General features: G+C 69.1%; 10 protein-coding genes. 7 read left to right on the forward strand and 3 right to left on the reverse strand.

The genetic code is table 11. The annotated features are described in order from the left end of the window. Positions 1-105: 105 nt before the first annotated feature. Together femX and ABZY33_RS04235 are read left to right on the forward strand one after the other, a co-directional pair. Positions 106-1,227, forward strand: a complete 1,122-nt coding sequence (femX, locus tag ABZY33_RS04230) for a peptidoglycan bridge formation glycyltransferase FemX (RefSeq protein ID WP_356489904.1) — start codon at positions 106-108, stop codon at positions 1,225-1,227. Between the two features lie 146 nt (positions 1,228-1,373). Then, entirely contained in the window at positions 1,374-2,405 is a 1,032-nt protein-coding gene (locus ABZY33_RS04235; protein WP_356489905.1) for an alanine racemase, read from the forward strand. Positions 2,406-2,494: 89 nt separating this feature from the next. On the opposite strand, the gene ABZY33_RS04240 is transcribed toward ABZY33_RS04235, so the two are convergent. Together ABZY33_RS04240 and ABZY33_RS04245 are read right to left on the reverse strand one after the other, a co-directional pair. After that, complete coding sequence (locus tag ABZY33_RS04240; RefSeq protein WP_356489906.1) at positions 2,495-3,997, reverse strand: glycosyltransferase 87 family protein; 1,503 nt, start codon at positions 3,995-3,997, stop codon at positions 2,495-2,497. A gap of 171 nt (positions 3,998-4,168) precedes the next feature. Next, entirely contained in the window at positions 4,169-6,865 is a 2,697-nt protein-coding gene (locus ABZY33_RS04245) for a transglycosylase domain-containing protein (protein ID WP_356489907.1), read from the reverse strand. Between the two features lie 374 nt (positions 6,866-7,239). Between ABZY33_RS04245 and ABZY33_RS04250 the strand changes: the two genes are divergently transcribed. The 3 genes from ABZY33_RS04250 (at position 7,240) to ABZY33_RS04260 (ending at position 10,431) form a co-directional block, all read left to right on the forward strand. Next, a complete protein-coding gene (locus tag ABZY33_RS04250; RefSeq protein WP_356489908.1) occupies positions 7,240-7,917 on the forward strand; it encodes a PadR family transcriptional regulator in 678 nt (225 codons plus the stop codon). Between the two features lie 43 nt (positions 7,918-7,960). Beyond that, positions 7,961-9,043: an inositol-3-phosphate synthase gene (locus ABZY33_RS04255; RefSeq protein ID WP_356489909.1), complete on the forward strand. Its 1,083-nt coding sequence runs from the start codon at positions 7,961-7,963 to the stop codon at positions 9,041-9,043. 116 nt (positions 9,044-9,159) lie between these two features. Beyond that, positions 9,160-10,431 carry an MFS transporter gene (locus tag ABZY33_RS04260; protein WP_356489910.1) on the forward strand — a complete coding sequence of 424 codons (1,272 nt, stop codon included), beginning with the start codon at positions 9,160-9,162 and terminating at the stop codon, positions 10,429-10,431. Between the two features lie 134 nt (positions 10,432-10,565). Here ABZY33_RS04260 and ABZY33_RS04265 read toward each other — a convergent pair whose 3' ends face one another. Beyond that, positions 10,566-12,038 (reverse strand): CCA tRNA nucleotidyltransferase, encoded by a 1,473-nt coding sequence (locus ABZY33_RS04265; protein ID WP_356489911.1) that lies wholly within the window; start codon positions 12,036-12,038, stop codon positions 10,566-10,568. Between the two features lie 221 nt (positions 12,039-12,259). On the opposite strand from ABZY33_RS04265, the gene ABZY33_RS04270 reads away from it, so the two are divergent. Both ABZY33_RS04270 and murJ read left to right on the forward strand, forming a co-directional pair. Beyond that, positions 12,260-14,599 (forward strand): DUF6049 family protein, encoded by a 2,340-nt coding sequence (locus ABZY33_RS04270; protein WP_356489912.1) that lies wholly within the window; start codon positions 12,260-12,262, stop codon positions 14,597-14,599. Between the two features lie 45 nt (positions 14,600-14,644). Beyond that, a complete protein-coding gene (gene murJ, locus ABZY33_RS04275; RefSeq protein WP_356489913.1) occupies positions 14,645-16,891 on the forward strand; it encodes a murein biosynthesis integral membrane protein MurJ in 2,247 nt (748 codons plus the stop codon). Positions 16,892-16,971 lie beyond the last annotated feature (80 nt).

Below are 16,971 nucleotides of genomic sequence, written 5' to 3' on the forward strand. Positions count from 1 at the left end.
ACCTCCCATACGGCCAGTCGGGGCGCTCACAGGGCGCAGTAGGCTTCGCGCGAGAGCCGGAGCCCCTGTACCCATGGGGACACACCAGCCCGAGGAGCGCCCCGAATGAGCCTGACCCTGAGGACCATCAGCCGCGAGCAGCATCTGGCATACCTCCAGAGCCTGCCCGCGGCCAGTCACATGCAGGTCCCGGCCTGGGCCGACGTGAAGGCCGAGTGGCGCTCGGAGAACATGGGCTGGTTCGACGACCGCAACGGCGAGATGGTCGGCGCGGGCTTGGTCCTCTACCGCCAGCTCCCCAAGATCAAGCGGTACCTCGCGTACCTCCCCGAGGGCCCGGTCATCAACTGGTTCGCCCCCAACCTCGACGACTGGCTGCGCCCGATGCTGGCGCACCTGAAGCAGCAGGGCGCCTTCTCCGTGAAGATGGGCCCGCCCGTCATCATCCGGCGCTGGGAAGCCGCTTCGATCAAGAGGGGCATCCAGGACCCGGATGTGAAGCGCCTGCGCGACATCGAGGCGGACTTCATCGAGCCCCGCGCCTTCGAGGTCGCCGACAAGCTGCGCCGCATGGGCTGGCAGCAGGGCGAGGACGGCGGGGCCGGCTTCGGTGACGTGCAGCCGCGCTACGTCTTCCAGGTGCCGCTCGCCAACCGCTCCCTGGAAGAAGTCCACAAGAACTTCAACCAGCTGTGGCGCCGCAACATCAAGAAGGCCGAGAAGGCAGGGGTCGAGGTCGTCCAGGGTGGCTACCAGGACCTCGCCGAGTGGCAGCGCCTGTACGAGATCACGGCCGTGCGCGACCACTTCCGGCCCCGCCCGCTCTCGTACTTCCAGCGCATGTGGACGGCCCTCAACTCCGAGGACCCCAACCGCATGCGGCTGTATTTCGCGCGCCACAACGGGGTGAACCTCTCGGCGGCGACGATGCTCGTCGTCGGCGGACACGTCTGGTACTCCTACGGGGCCTCCGACAACATCGGCCGCGAGGTCCGGCCCTCGAACGCGATGCAGTGGCGCATGCTGCGCGACTCCTACGCACTCGGCGCCACGGTCTACGACCTGCGCGGCATCAGCGACTCGCTGGACGAGACCGACCACCTCTTCGGCCTCATCCAGTTCAAGGTCGGCACGGGTGGCGAGGCCGCCGAGTACCTCGGCGAGTGGGACTTCCCGCTCAACAAACTGCTGCACAAGGCGCTGGACATGTACATGTCCCGGCGCTGACCGCGGGCCGGTCACGGGGCCGCCTGCGGCCCCTCCCGGCCCACCCCGCCCCGCTTTCCCGGCGGACCCGGCACAATTCACGTAGCTCCAAAGACTCTTCATACCTCTGATACACCGCAGCCACGAGAAAGGTTCCGGGACCGGCCATGGCGCTCACGCTCTACGTCGACACCGCGCGCTGGCGGGCACACCACAAGCACGTGCTCGAGCAGTTTCCGGGGCTCGTGCCCGTTTGCAAGGGCAACGGATACGGCTTCGGCCATGAACGGCTCGCGGAGGAGGCCTCCCGCCTCGGCTCCGACATCCTCGCCGTCGGAACCACCTACGAAGCCGCCCGGATCAAGGACTGGTTCAGCGGCGACCTGCTGGTCCTGACCCCGTTCCGGCGGGGCGAGGAACCGGTTCCGCTGCCCGACCGCGTCATCCGCTCCGTCTCCTCCGTCGACGGCGTGCACGGCCTCGTCGGCGCCCGCGTCGTCGTCGAGGTCATGTCCTCGATGAAGCGGCACGGCGTGACCGAGCAGGACCTGCCGCAGCTCGCCCACGCCATCCAGGACGTGCGCCTGGAGGGCTTCGCCATCCACCTGCCGCTCGACCGCACCGACGGCTCGGACGCCGTCGAGGAGGTCATCGGCTGGATGGACCGGCTGCGCGCGGCCCGCCTGCCGCTGCACACCATGTTCGTGAGCCACCTCAAGGCCGAGGAACTGGCGCGGCTGCAGCAGCAGTTCCCGCAGACCCGTTTCCGCGCGCGGATCGGCACGCGGCTGTGGCTGGGCGACCACGAGGCGACCGAGTACCGCGGCGCGGTCCTGGACGTCACGCGTGTCGCCAAGGGCGACCGGTTCGGCTACCGCCAGCAGAAGGCGGCCTCCGACGGCTGGCTCGTGGTCGTGGCGGGCGGAACGTCGCACGGCGTCGGCCTGGAGGCCCCGAAGGCGCTGCACGGTGTCATGCCCCGCGCCAAGGGCGTCGCCCGGGCCGGCCTCGCGACGGTGAACCGCAACCTCGCGCCGTACGTCTGGTCCGGCAAGCAGCGCTGGTTCGCCGAGCCGCCGCACATGCAGGTGTCGATCCTGTTCGTGCCGTCGGACGCCGCCGAGCCGAAGGTGGGCGAGGAACTGGTGGCCCATCTGCGGCACACCACGACACAGTTCGACCGGCTCGTGGACCGCTGAACCGGCTGCTACTGAAGACGAACGCATCGGGGCCGGGCACCTAGGAGGTGCCCGGCCCCGATTCCGTTCCCTGCACGTCGCCTGTTCGCTCAGAGCGAACTGTCCGCGTCCTTGCCCCAGTTCACCGGCGGCTGCTCACCGCCGTGGCCCGCGTGGCGCGGGGGATGGGCCGCATACCCCAGGACGAAGCGGTCCTCGGCGCCGTCCAGTACGCCGCCCGACGGGTCGTCCGCGCCCGCGCGGCGCACCACGTCCCGGTCCGGCAGCCAGATGTCGCGGATGATGACGGCACACAGGTACAGCGTGCCCACCAGGTGAGCGGCGATGGCCAGTTGGTAGCCGTCGGTCGGCAGACCCTGATGCTTGTCACCGCTGGTGGTGTAGGCGAGGTACAGCCAGATCCCCAGGAAGTACGCGACCTCACAGGCCTGCCAGATCAGGAAGTCCCGCCACTTCGGCCGCGCGAGAACGGCGAGCGGGATCAGCCACAGGACGTACTGCGGCGAGTAGACCTTGTTGGTGAGGATGAAGACCGCGACGACCAGGAAGGCCAGCTGAGCGAAGCGCGGACGGCGCGGTGCGGTCAGCGTGAGGGCCCCGACACCGAGGCAGGCCAGCACCATCAGGGCCGTGGCCAGGGTGTTGACGACATCGGTGTCGAGCGGCGTGTCCCGGTGCTGGGAGATGATCAGCCAGAAGGAGCCGAAGTCCACGCCGCGCTCCTGGCTGAACGTGTAGAACTTCGACCAGCCGTCGGGTGCGAGGAGCAGCACCGGCGCGTTCACCACCACCCACGAGACGGCCGCACCGACCGTCGCGACGCCGAAGGACCGCCACTTCCCGGCCCGCCAGCACAGCACGAACAGCGGGCCGAGAAGGAGGACGGGGTAGAGCTTGGCGGCGGTCGCGAGCCCGAGGAGCACCCCGAAGGCGAGGGCGCGGCCCCGCGACCACATCAGCATCGCGGCCGCTGTGAGCGCCACCGCGAAGAGATCCCAGTTGATGGTGGCCGTCAGCGCGAACGCGGGCGCCAGGGCCACCAGAAGGCCGTCCCAGGGCCGCCTGCGGTGGGTCCGGGCGACACAGACGGCGATGACCGCGGCGCAGATCATCAGCATCCCGGCGTTCACCATCCAGTACACCTGTTCCTGGTGCTGGATGGAGCCGCTGCCCGGCGTCAGCCAGGCGGCGACCTCCATGAAGAGGCCGGTGAGCACCGGGTACTCGAGGTACTCCATGTCGCCGGGGAGCTTGTCGAAGTACGGCACCAGGCCGTCGGCGAACCCGCGCCCCTGGTAGAGGTGCGGGATGTCCGAGTAGCACGCGTGCGTGTACTGGGAGCTCGCTCCGTAGAACCACGAACCGTCGTAGCAGGGGAATTTCTGGATCATCCCGAGCGCGAACATGCCGAGCATCACCAGCGCGATGACGCGGACCGGGGTCCACCATGAGCGCCCGATCAGCGCCCGCCGCCCGACAGGGCCCCCGATGAGCTCGCTGCCGGCCGCCGCGACCTCGTCCTCCCGGGTCGGCCGTACCGGCTCCGGCTCCGGCTCCTGGCGGCTCGTATACGTCGTCTCAGCACTGGGCATGCCGCACATCCTGCCGTACGCGGCCGAGAAGACGGCGAGGGTGTGGAGAGGCGGCGAGGACCGCCACTGCCCGTCCAGGGCCCCACCACCCGCCCCAGGAACGACTGAGGGCTGTGCGCGGGTTCCCGTCCGGGATCCGCGCACAGCCCTCGGCGCACTGCTTCGAGCGGCTTAGCCTGTCCCTCCGAACAGGCCGCCCCCGTTCTGGTTGCCTCTGGTGCCTCCAGGTCCTTCGGTGACGCTCTCCGTCGGCGAGGGGCTCATCCCGCCCCCGCCGTCGGTGCCGCCCGTGTCGGTGCCGCCATTGCCCGCACCGCCGTTGTCGTCACAGTTCCAGTCCCACTTGCCGCACGACTCGCTGGTGGACGGCGTGGGGCTCGTGGACGGCTTCGTGGACGGCTTGACCGTCTCGGTCTCGGTCGGGGACGGCGTCACGGACGGGGTCGGCGTCGGGGTCGGCGTCGGAGTGCCGACGATCTCACCGATCTTCTCGGGCGTGGGGAAGTTCTTGTGGTCGACGCCCTTCAGGGCGGCCGCCATGTAGTCCTTCCAGATCTGCGCCGGAATGTCACCACCGTGGATGGAGGTCACTCCACCCGTGCCGTTCATGGACAGCAGCTTCTTGCCGTTGGACCGCGGGTCGGTACGGAACAGCGTGACGGCCGTCGACAGCTCCGGGGTGTACCCCACGAACCAGGCCGACTTGTTCTCGTCCGTCGTACCGGTCTTGCCGGCGACGGGGAAGCCGATGTCCGCGACCTTCTTGCCCGTACCGTTCTTCACCACGTTCTGCAGGACATCGGTGACGTTGTCCGCCACCGACGCCGGCATGGCCTGAGCCGACTTCGGCTTCTCGAAGCCCGGCAGGGCGCTGCCGTTCTTGTCGACGGCCTTGGTCACGGAGTACGGGTCGTAGTGCGTGCCGGATGCGGCGAACGACCCGTAGGCGTCCGCCATGCGGATGGCGCTCGGCGTGGACGTACCCAGGGAGAAGGACGCGTTGTATTTGTTGCCCTGGTCGAAGCTGCCCTCAAGGATGCCGGCCTTCTTCGCCAGGTCGCGTGTCTTGTCCAGGCCCACATCGATGCCGAGCTGGACGAACGGCGAGTTGACCGACTGCTCCATGGCCTTGCGCAGGGTGATGTCGCCCCAAGCCCGGTCGCTCTCGTTCTTCTGCCGGAACGGCGTGCCGTCGGCCGCCCGGATGGGATCACCGTTGCGGTCCTTGATCACGACGAGGTCGTTGCCGTTGTACAGGCTCATCGGGGAGATCGGCTTCCCGCCCGACTTGTTCGTGCCGTACTCCATCGCGGAGGCCAGGACGAAGGGCTTCCAGGTGGAGCCGACGGGGACACCCGCGGTGTTGGCGTTGTTCGTGTAGTGGTCCTGGTCGTACCCCGCGCCGCCGTACAAGGCCACGATGGCACCGCTGTTCGGATCGACCGAGCCGGCGCCGAACTGCACGTACTTGTCCTTCGCACGGTGCTTGGGGTCGAGGAAACTGTCCTCGGTCGCCTTGACCGCCTTCTGGAGCTGTTCGACCTTCTTCTTGTTGAAGGTCGTGTAGATCTTGTAGCCACCCATCTCCAGGGCCTCGGGCGAGATGTGGCTCTTCTTGGTGACGTAGTCCTTGGCGATGTCCACCAGGTAGCCCGTCTGGCCCGAGAGAGCGGACTTCTGCTTCTTGGTCTCGGGGAAGCCCTTGAGGCTGCTGCGCTCGGCCTTGGTCATGTTCCCGACCTCGACCTCACGGTCGGCGATCCACTTCCACCGCGACTCGGCACGCGCCTTGTTGGCGGCCGGCGTCGCGGCCTCGCCGATGCCTCCGTCAGGGTTGTAGAGGTTCGGGCCCTTGAGCATCGAGGCGAGGAAGATGCTCTGCTCGGGGGTGAGGTCCCGGGAATTCGTGTCGAAGTAGGCCCGCGCGGCCGCCTGGATGCCGTAGGCGTTGCGACCGAAGTACGCGGTGTTGAGGTACCCCTTGAGGATGTCGTCCTTGTCGACCGTGGCGCCGACCTTCACCGAGATGAAGAGTTCCTTGGCCTTGCGGGAGATCGACTGCGACTGGTCGTCCAGCATGGCGTTCTTCACGTACTGCTGGGTGATGGTCGAGCCGCCCTGCGTCTGACCGCCCCGCGCCATGTTGAACATCGCGCGCGCGATGCCCATCGGGTCGACGCCGGAGTCGTCATAGAACGAGGCGTTCTCCGCCGAGATGACCGCATTGCGCATGGACTTCGGAATCTCGTCCAGGGGCACGATCTGACGGTTCTGCTTGCCGCCCGTCGCGGCCATCTGCGTGTTGTCGTCCCAGTAGAAGACGTTCGACTGGGCCTGCGCCGCCTGTGCCTCGACCGGCACGGACACGACCAGCAGGCCGATGCCGAACGCGCCGATCCCCAGCAGCAGGAAACCGAAGCACGTACCGGCGACCTGCTTCCAGGACGGCACGAACCGAGCGGCGCCGTACTTGCCCGCGCGCGGGTAGTCGATGAACCGCTTCTTCTGCGGGCCTCCCGCGCCGCGGCCCCTGCCGCGCCCCGGACCGCTCGGGCCGCCGCCACCGCGGCGTCCCCCTCCGCCGGCGCCACCGCGCCCGGCGCCGCCCCCGTCGGGGGTGGCTTTGCGCCGGCTCCCGCTGCCGCGCTGCGCGGCCCGGCGGGCCTCCGCGCGGCCTCCCCAGGGACGGTCCTCCTCGGGGCTGCCGTACGAGCCCGAGGAACTCGGGGGATCGTAGGAACCGGAGGGCGACGCGGTGCTGCCGCGCGGCGCCGCACGGCGGCCCGACGGTTCTGGTGACGCTCCGCGTCGGGCCGCGGCGCGCCCGCCGCCCTGCGGCTGCGGCGGTTTGCGACGGTGCTCGCTCATCGAACGACTACTCCTCGGGCAGGCGCGGCCACGCGCGCCTGGAAACGGCGTCTGGTTTCCGGTCCCCCCGGAGTACGGATGCGCCGCTTCCGGCACTCACCCGCACTGCACCTGGGACAACGACGCCCCCAGGCATCACTTGGTTCCCGGTGGTCTGCATGGCGGACAGACTACGCACCGTCAAAACCCTCCGAGGGCCGAAGTTCACCCCAAAACAGGCAAGTTGCTTCCTTTGAATCCCTGATGTGACGCCGTTCACCGTCCTTGCCCTTGTCGCAATCGGATGGTCGATCTATCGTCGAGATGTATCGAGTCGATACATCAGCACGACATAAAGAGTCGATACATGGGACCGCGACAGTGAGGAGGCGACGATGAGCCGGCGCTCCGGCATCCTTGAGTTCGCCGTACTCGGGCTGCTCCGCGAGTCCCCGATGCACGGCTATGAGCTGCGCAAACGACTCAATACGTCACTGGGCGTCTTCCGCGCCTTCAGCTACGGGACGCTGTACCCCTGCCTCAAGACGCTGGTCGCGAGCGGCTGGTTGATCGAGGAACCGGGTGCCGGTCCCGCCGACGCTCCGGCCGCGCTCACCGGGCGTCGCGCCAAGATCGTCTACCGGTTGACGGCGGAAGGTAAGGAGCACTTCGAGGACCTCCTCTCGCAGACCGGCCCCGACGCCTACGAGGACGAGCACTTCGCCGCGCGTTTCGCCTTCTTCGGGCAGACCTCGCGCGACGTACGCATGCGCGTGCTCGAAGGCCGTCGGAGCCGGCTGGAGGAGCGGCTCGAAAAGATGCGCCTCTCCTTCACCCGCACCCGGGAGCGCCTGGACGACTACACCCTCGAGTTGCAGCGCCACGGCATGGAGTCCGTGGAGCGCGAGGTGCGCTGGCTGAACGAGTTGATCGAGAGCGAGCGCACGGGGCGTGACCAGCGAAAGCCGGGCCCGGAGGACGCAGCTCAGCAGGACACATCTGGAGAGACGGGCGGCCTGCCCCGGCACCGGGACAGCACCCGGCCGGATCCGTCCGAAGACACCGCCACGTGAAGTCCGCTCAGGACTTCACCAGTACACACAGGGAGCAACCGGAATGGGTTCGGTTCGCGTAGCCATCGTTGGCGTGGGCAACTGCGCCGCCTCGCTGGTGCAGGGCGTCGAGTTCTACAAGGACGCAGACCCGGAGACCAAGGTCCCCGGCCTCATGCACGTCCAGTTCGGCGACTACCACGTCGGTGACGTCGAGTTCGTCGCCGCGTTCGACGTCGACGCGAAGAAGGTCGGCCTGGACCTCGCGGACGCCATCGGCGCCTCCGAGAACAACACCATCAAGATCTGCGACGTCCCGAACTCGGGCGTCCAGGTCCAGCGTGGTCACACGCTCGACGGTTTGGGCAAGTACTACCGCGAGACGATCGAGGAGTCCGACGAGGCCCCGGTCGACGTCGTCCAGATCCTCAAGGACAAGCAGGTCGACGTTCTCGTCTGCTACCTGCCCGTCGGTTCCGAGGACGCGGCGAAGTTCTACGCCCAGTGCGCCATCGACGCCAAGGTCGCCTTCGTCAACGCCCTTCCGGTCTTCATCGCCGGCACCAAGGAATGGGCTGACAAGTTCACCGAGGCGGGCGTCCCGATCGTCGGTGACGACATCAAGTCGCAGGTCGGCGCGACCATCACGCACCGCGTGATGGCGAAGCTGTTCGAGGACCGCGGTGTCCGTCTCGAGCGCACCATGCAGCTCAACGTCGGCGGCAACATGGACTTCAAGAACATGCTCGAGCGGGACCGCCTCGAGTCGAAGAAGATCTCGAAGACGCAGGCCGTCACCTCGCAGATCCGCGACCGTGAGCTGGGCGAGAAGAACGTCCACATCGGCCCGTCCGACTACGTCGCGTGGCTCGACGACCGCAAGTGGGCGTACGTCCGCCTTGAGGGTCGCGCCTTCGGCGAGGTCCCGCTGAACCTCGAGTACAAGCTCGAGGTCTGGGACTCCCCGAACTCGGCCGGTGTCATCATCGACGCCGTGCGCGCCGCGAAGATCGCCAAGGACCGCGGTATCGGCGGCCCGATCCTCTCCGCGTCCTCGTACTTCATGAAGTCCCCGCCGGTGCAGTACTTCGACGACGAGGCCTACGAGAACGTCGAGAAGTTCATCAAGGGCGAGGTCGAGCGCTGACCTTCCTCCGGATGCGGTGTTTCACGTGAAACACCCTTTCCCCTGAGGGCTGTCGAGGCCCCCGGACCGCACCCCACCGTGCGACCGGGGGCCTTCCCCTATGTGAGGCTGTGCCCATGGCTGTCGTTGGTGATCTGCGCGTCCTGCTGCGCCTGCGCGACTTCCGGCGGCTGCTCGCGCTCCGGCTGCTCTCCCAGGGCGCGGACGGCGTGTATCAGGTCGGGCTCGCCACGTACGTCGTCTTCTCCCCGGAGAAGCAGACCTCGCCCGCCGCCATCGCCTCGGCGATGGCCGTCCTGCTGCTGCCCTACTCCCTCGTGGGCCCCTTCGCGGGCGTCCTTCTCGACCGGTGGCGCCGACGCCAGGTCTTCCTCTACGGCAACCTGCTGCGCGTACTGCTGGCCTCCGCGACGGCCGCTCTCATGGTGAGCCACGCACCGGACTGGCTCTTCTACGCCTCCGCCCTCTGCGTCACCGCAGTCAACCGTTTCGTCCTCGCCGGTCTCTCGGCCGCGCTGCCCCGCGTCGTCGACGCCGACCGCCTCGTCGTGGCCAACTCGCTCTCCCCGACCGCGGGCACCCTCGCGGCGACCGTCGGCGGCGGCCTGGCCTTCGTCATCCGCCTCGTGGGCGCCGATTCGGACGCCGCCGTCGTACTGCTCGGCGCGGCGCTCTACCTCTGCGCCGCCCTGGCCTCACTCCGGCTCGGCATACACCTGCTCGGGCCGGACCCGGAGCTGGTGCGACCGCGGCTCAAAGCGGCCCTGTCCGGCACCGCACGGGACCTGCTCGCCGGCGTACGCCACCTCACCTCCCGACGCCCCGCGGCGCGGGCCCTGGCCGCGGTCACGGTGATGCGGTTCTGCTACGGCGCTCTGCTGGTCATGGTGCTGATGCTGTGCCGGTACGCGTGGTCGTCCACGGAGTCCGAGGGACTGGCCCTGCTGGGCCTCGCACTGGGCGTCTCGGGAGCGGGATTCTTCGTCGCGGCCCTCGTGACGCCTGCGGCCACGGGACGGTTCGGACCGGGTGGCTGGATCGCGGTCTGCGCCGGCGCGACCGCCGTGCTGGAGCCGGCCCTGGGACTTTTCTTCGAACCCGCACCCACCGTGGCGGCCGCCTTCGTCCTGGGAGTCGCGACGCAGGGAGCGAAGATCGCCACCGACACGGTCGTCCAGTCCTCGGTCGACGACGGCTTCCGCGGACGGATCTTCTCCGTCTATGACGTGCTGTTCAACATCTCGTTCGTCGCCGCCGCGGGGGTGGCGGCCCTGATGCTGCCGCCTGACGGCCGCTCCGTCCCGCTGGTAGCGCTCATCGCGGCTCTCTACGGCGCCGTCGCCCTTGCCATGGCCCGCTTCCAGACCCGCGCGAAGAACCCGGTCTGAGGCGGGGATAAGTACGTCGTTGTTTCACGTGAAACAACGACGTACTCCGTGACCCCTAGCCGTGTGCCAAGGCCCCAGAAACGCCGCGGGGCGCTGTTTCACGTGAAACAGCGCCCCGCGATCTGGCTCGCGTACTAGCCCTGCGGCTGCTCCGCCCACCACTCCTTGAGAGCGGCGACCGCCGCGTCTTGCTCCATCGGCCCGTTCTCCAGGCGCAGCTCCAGGAGGAACTTGTACGCCTGGCCGATCGCGGGGCCGGGACCGATCCCCAGGATCTCCATGATCTCGTTGCCGTCGAGGTCCGGACGGATCGAGTCCAGCTCCTCCTGCTCCTGGAGCCGGGCGACGCGCTCCTCCAGCCCGTCGTAAGCGCGGGAAAGAGCATTCGCCTTGCGCTTGTTGCGCGTCGTGCAGTCGGACCGGGTCAGCTTGTGCAGCCGTTCGAGCAGCGGACCAGCGTCCCGCACATAGCGACGGACGGCGGAATCCGTCCACTCGCCGGTGCCGTATCCGTGAAAGCGCAGGTGCAGCTCGACGAGGCGCGAGACATCCTTCACCAGCTCGTTCGAGTACTTCAGCGCGGTCATGCGCTTCTTCGTCATCTTGGCGCCGACCACCTCGTGGTGGTGGAAGGAGACGCGGCCGTCCGCCTCGAAGCGGCGCGTCCGCGGCTTGCCGATGTCGTGCAGCAGAGCCGCGAGGCGCAGCGTCAGATCCGGCCCGTCGGTCTCCAGCGCCATCGCCTGTTCGAGCACGATCAGCGAGTGGTCGTAGACGTCCTTGTGCCGGTGGTGCTCGTCCCGCTCCAGTCGCAGGGCCGGCAGCTCGGGCAGGACGTGGTCGGCCAGGCCCGTGTCGACGAGGAGGGTCAGGCCCTTGCGCGGGTGCGCGGAGAGGAGCAGCTTGTTCAGCTCGTCCCGCACGCGCTCCGCCGAGACGATCTCGATGCGGCCGGCCATGGCCGTCATCGCGGCGACGACCCCGGCATCCACCTCGAAGTCGAGCTGCGCGGCGAAGCGCGCCGCCCGCATCATGCGCAGCGGGTCATCGGAGAACGAGTCCTCGGGCGTGCCCGGCGTGCGCAGGACCCGCGCCGCCAGGTCCTCAAGGCCCCCGTGCGGATCGATGAAGTCCTTCTCGGGGAGGGCGACGGCCATCGCGTTCACGGTGAAGTCGCGGCGCACGAGGTCTTCCTCGATGGACTCCCCGTACGACACCTCCGGCTTGCGCGAGGTGCGGTCGTACGCCTCGGACCGGTAGGTGGTGACCTCGACCTGGAAACTCTGCTCGACGTCACCGACGCGGGCGTTCTTCTGGCAGCCGACGGTGCCGAAGGCGATCCCGACCTCCCAGACCGCGTCGGCCCAGGGCCGGACGATCTTCAGTACGTCCTCGGGCCGGGCGTCCGTCGTGAAGTCCAGATCGTTGCCGAGCCGGCCGAGCAGCGCGTCCCGGACCGAGCCGCCGACCAGGGCGAGGGAGAACCCGGCCTCCTGGAATCTGCGGGCGAGGTCGTCTGCGACAGGCGAGACCCGCAGCAGCTCGCTGACGGCGAGACGCTGCACCTGGCTCAGGGCGCTGGGATTGTCTTCATTGGCGTTCGGCACAACAGGACAGGGTACGTGCCGCGAAGCACCCGGACCGAACCGTTTCCCGGGGCCGTGCCGCGGCCGCCGGAGCGGCCCCCTACCCTGGCTCCACGATCTTGTGGAGCGGACCGGGGCACTCAGCCACAGTGCGCCTCGTTACCATGCGTGGACACATCTGCGACCACTGACGACGACGAGGGACGGACGAGCGCGTGGCCGAGGCGGCAGACTTCCCAGGGATGAGTCCCTCACCTGCCCGCCGTCTGTTGCGGCGCACCGGCGTGCTGCTCGCCGCGGCGCCGCTCCTGACCGCGCTTCCGCTGCTGTCGGGTGCCGCGCCGGCGGCGGCCTCCGCACCGATGACCGCCGCGGCCAAGGCGAGCGGCACGAGCACGGTCGACGTGGCCGTCAATCAGCTCTCGCCCAGCGTGCCGACGGCCCAGGACACCCTGACGGTCCGCGGCACGGTCAGGAACAACGGCAAGCAGGCCGTCACCGGCGCACACCTGGGGCTGCGGGTCGGCACCTCCTACGACGGGCGTACGGCACTCGACGACGCCGCGAAGAGCGGCTCCGGCGGCTCGCCGGACGGCACAGAGGTCGCGAGCAAGTACGCCCAGAAGCTCGCGAAGCTGGCGCCCGGCGCCACGCAGGACTACACGCTGTCGGTGCCGGTGAAGGAGCTGCATCTGGGCGCCGACGGCGTCTATCAGATCAGCGTGGCCCTCATGGGCCAGACCGCCGCTCTGCCCTACCAGCAGACGCTCGGCATCCAGCGGACCTTTCTGCCGTGGCAGCCGGCCGGTGGGGGCAACCGGACGAGGACGACGGCTCTGTGGCCGCTGATCTCCGACACCCACCTCACCGCCGAGACCGGAACGAACGAGCAGCAGACGCCCGTCTTCAACGACGACAGCCTGGCGCGGCAGATCGCCCCGGGCGGCCGCCTGCAGCAGATGCTGGCGCTCGGCGACGACCTCGACGTGACCTGGGTGCTCGACCCCGACCTGCTGGCCTCCGTCGACGCGATGACGGAGACCTACAAGATCAAGGGCGCCGACGGGGAGTTCACGTCGGGCAAGGACCAGGCGGTCGCCAAGGAGTGGCTGAACGACCTGCAGAAGGCCGTCGAGGACCAGAAAGTGGTCACACTGCCGTTCGCCGATCCGGATCTGGCGTCCCTCGCGCACTCGGGCACCAAGGTCACCGGTTCGCTCGGCCATCTCAAGGACGCCACGGACGCCGCCGTGTCCACCGTGGACACGATCCTTCATGTGAAGGCCGACACGTCCTACGCGTGGCCCGCGGAGGGTGCTGTCGACCCGGACATCGTCAAGGTCGCCACGTCCGCCGGCGCCGACAAGATCATCGCGCGCAGCGACAGCTTCCGGGAGACCGGCGGCCTTACCTACACCCCGTCCGCCGCGCGGCCCATCGGCGGCGGTGCCACGGCGGTGGTCGCCGACGCCCGGCTGTCGACCGCGTTCCAGGGCGACATGACCCGTGCCGAGAACTCCACGCTGGCCGTCCAGGAGTTCCTCGCCCAGAGTCTGATGCTCGCCCGGCAGACGGACCGGCAGCGCAGCGTCGTGGTGGCCCCGCAGCGGATGCCCACCAGCAGCCAGGCCCACGCGCTGGCCGAGGCGTTGCACGCCCTCCAGGACAGCACCTGGTCGCAGCCGCAGAGCCTGTCGGCCGCCACCACAGCCACACCCGACCCGGGCGCGACCACGCGAGTTCCCTCCACCCGGTCCTACCCCGCCTCGCTGGGGAAGCAGGAACTGTCGGGCGCGGCGTTCCAGAAGATCCAGGGCACCCAGGACGACCTCGAGAACTTCAAGGTCGTCCTCACCGACCAGTCCCGCGTGGTGACTCCGTTCGGCCGGGCGATGGACCGTGAGATGTCCACGTCGTGGCGGGGCAGGGCCGGCGCCGCGGAGTCGTTCCGCGACGGTGTCTCGACGTACCTCTCCGACATCACCGACCAGGTCGCCCTCATCGACAAGTCAGGAATGCGGCTCTCGGGCCGCAGCGCGACCATCCCGGTGTCCGTGCAGAACAACCTGTGGCAGGACGTCGACCACCTCGTCCTGCGCCTCACGTCGGCCAACGGCACCCGCCTCAAGATCGGCGACGGCCTCTCCGAGGAGCAGGAGGTGAAGATCGCCAGCGGCCACAGCCAGTCCGTGAAGTTCACCACCACGGCCAAGGCCACCGGACCGATCACCGTCTACGCTCAGCTCTTCACCGAGGACAACCAGCCCTACGGCAAGAAGATCGCCTTCCAGGTCGACGCCACCGAGATCACGCCGACGGTGATGCTCGTCATCGGCGGCGGTGTCCTGCTGCTGGTCCTGGCCGGTTTCCGGATGTACACCCAGCGCAAGCGCGCCGCGGCCGTCCTGCCGCCCGAGGACGAGCCGCAGGACGGCGCAACCGCCGCGGAGCCGGGCGAGTCACAAGAAGCGACGGCTCCCACCGCGCAAGCGGACGTTCCGGAGCAGCCGAGTGACCCGACCGCGGACACCGCTGCGGAAAGCGCGGCCCCGTCGGGCACGGGTGAGAGAGTGGACCGTTGAGCGATGTCGTGGCCGGTGGGCCGGGGACGATGAGGTGGGGTATCCATGAACGCGCCGTACGACGGTGACCGTGGTCAGGGCTCGGGTGGTCCCGCCGCGGGCGACGGCCGCCCGTACGCCGACCCCCGCGGGGCCGGTGGGCAGGTCCCGCCGCCGCAGCAGGCCCCTGACGCCTATCCCCAGGACGCGTACCTCCAGGACGCGTACCAGCAGGACCCGTACCGGGCGCAGGACCTCTCCGCCCAGGACCCGGTGACCGAGGCGCTGTACGACCGCGCCGCGCACCCTCCGCCGCCCCCGGGCACCTACCAGGCCCCCGGGCCCCTGTACGCCCCGCCGCCGGCCGGTCAGTACCAGCCCGATCCCCGCGTGTGGGCCCAGACGCCGGCGCCGGAGCCCGAGGGCCCGTCCCAGTACCTGCCGTACGGCGACGACGCGCGGACGACCCAGTTCGTCGGCGTCGACGACCTGGTGACGCAGGCCGGCGAGGAGCGCCACGAGCCGGACGCCTTCGCCCACCTCTTCCGCGACCAGCAGCCCGGCTACGGCGGGGGCCGCGCGCCGTCCGAGGTGCCGGTCGACGATCCGACCCAGTTCCTCGGTCAGGCACCGCTCCAGGCGCCTCCGCCCGCTCCCGCACCGGCCGCCGCTCCCAAGAAGGGCGGTCGTGGGTCGAGTCTCATGAAGTCGAGCGCGGTGATGGCGGCGGGCACGCTCGTCTCCCGCCTCACCGGTTTCGTCCGCACGATGGTGATCACCGCGGCGCTCGGCGCCGGACTTCTCGGCGACACCTGGACCGTCGCGTACACGCTGCCGACGATGATCTACATCCTGACCGTCGGCGGCGGCCTGAACTCGGTGTTCGTGCCGCAACTGGTGCGCTCCATGAAGGAGGACGAGGACGGCGGCGAGGCGTTCGCCAACCGCCTGCTCACCCTCGTGATGGTCGCCCTGGCCGTGATCGTCGCCGTGGTCGTCTTCGCGGCGCCGCTGCTGATCCAGCTGATGTCGAACACGGTCTCCGGCAACACGGCGGCCAACAGCGTCGGCGTCACCTTCGCCCGCTACTGCCTGCCCACGATCTTCTTCATGGGCGTGCACGTCGTCATGGGCCAGATCCTCAACGCCCGCGGCAAGTTCGGCGCGATGATGTGGACCCCGGTCCTGAACAACATCGTGATGATCTTCACGTTCGGCATGTTCATCTGGGTCTACGGCACCGCCGCCGAGTCCCACATGGGTGTGACGACGATCCCCGCGGACGGCGTGCGGCTCCTCGGCATCGGCACCCTGCTCGGGCTGACCGTGCAGGCGCTGGCGATGATCCCGTACCTGCGCGAGACCGGCTTCCGCTTCCGTCTGCGCTTCGACTGGAAGGGCCACGGCCTGGGCAAGGCCATGAAGCTCGCCAAGTGGACGGTCCTGTTCGTGCTGGCGAACCAGGCCGGTGTCATCGTCGTCACCCAGCTCGCCACCGCCGCGGGTGAGGCGTCCCCGGTCAAGGGCACCGGCATCCTCGGCTACTCCAACGCCCAGCTGATCTGGGGCATGCCGCAGGCCATCATCACCGTCTCGGTCATGGCCGCGATGCTGCCGCGCATCTCGCGCTCGGCCCACGACGGCGACCCGGGTGCCGTGCGCGACGACATCTCCTCGGGCCTGCGGACCTCGGCCGTGGCGATCGTCCCGGTGGCCTTCATGTTCGTGGCCCTCGGCGTCCCGATGTGCACCCTGCTCTTCGGCTCCAGCGGCACCGAGGCCGCCCAGTCCATGGGGTACATCCTCATGGCGTTCGGACTCGGCCTCATCCCGTTCTCCGTGCAGTACGTGGTGCTGCGCGGCTTCTACGCGTACGAGGACACCCGGACCCCCTTCTACAACACGGTCATCGTCGCCGCCATCAACGCCGCCGCCTCGGCCCTGTGCTACGTGATCCTGCCCGCCCGCTGGGCGGTCGTCGGCATGGCCTTCTCCTACGGTCTCGCCTATGCCATCGGCGTCGGTGTCGCGTGGCAGCGGCTGCGCAAGCGGCTCGGCGGTGACCTGGACGGCGCGAACGTCGTGCGTACGTACGCCCGGCTCTGTCTGGCGTCGGTGCCCGCGGCGATCATCGGCGGCGGGATCGGGTACGCGCTCACGATGGTGCTCGGCCACGGAGTGGTCGGCTCGATCGCGGCGCTGGTCGTCGGCGGAGCGGCCCTGCTGGGCTCCTTCTACGTGGCGGCCCGCAAAATGCGGATCGAGGAACTGAATTCGATGGTCGGTATGGTTCGCGGTCGACTTGGCCGCTGACCGGTCCACCGGCGCGCACAACCATCGGCGACCACCGCGTGTCGTGCATAGCGTCGGACTGTGGGCACAATTGGCTTTGG

It is taken from the genome of Streptomyces sp. NPDC006552 (assembly GCF_040611655.1).
GTDB lineage: Bacteria > Actinomycetota > Actinomycetes > Streptomycetales > Streptomycetaceae > Streptomyces.

What these genes read in the sequence shown, in the direction of transcription:
- ABZY33_RS04240 (WP_356489906.1), bottom strand. Translation starts at nt 3,997, where the DNA reads ATGCCCAGTGCTGAGACGACGTATACGAGCCGCCAGGAGCCGGAGCCG.
- ABZY33_RS04255 (WP_356489909.1), top strand. Translation starts at nt 7,961, where the DNA reads ATGGGTTCGGTTCGCGTAGCCATCGTTGGCGTGGGCAACTGCGCCGCC.
- ABZY33_RS04250 (WP_356489908.1), top strand. Translation starts at nt 7,240, where the DNA reads ATGAGCCGGCGCTCCGGCATCCTTGAGTTCGCCGTACTCGGGCTGCTC.
- femX (WP_356489904.1), top strand. Translation starts at nt 106, where the DNA reads ATGAGCCTGACCCTGAGGACCATCAGCCGCGAGCAGCATCTGGCATAC.
- ABZY33_RS04270 (WP_356489912.1), top strand. Translation starts at nt 12,260, where the DNA reads ATGAGTCCCTCACCTGCCCGCCGTCTGTTGCGGCGCACCGGCGTGCTG.
- murJ (WP_356489913.1), top strand. Translation starts at nt 14,645, where the DNA reads ATGAACGCGCCGTACGACGGTGACCGTGGTCAGGGCTCGGGTGGTCCC.
- ABZY33_RS04260 (WP_356489910.1), top strand. Translation starts at nt 9,160, where the DNA reads ATGGCTGTCGTTGGTGATCTGCGCGTCCTGCTGCGCCTGCGCGACTTC.
- ABZY33_RS04245 (WP_356489907.1), bottom strand. Translation starts at nt 6,865, where the DNA reads ATGAGCGAGCACCGTCGCAAACCGCCGCAGCCGCAGGGCGGCGGGCGC.
- ABZY33_RS04235 (WP_356489905.1), top strand. Translation starts at nt 1,374, where the DNA reads ATGGCGCTCACGCTCTACGTCGACACCGCGCGCTGGCGGGCACACCAC.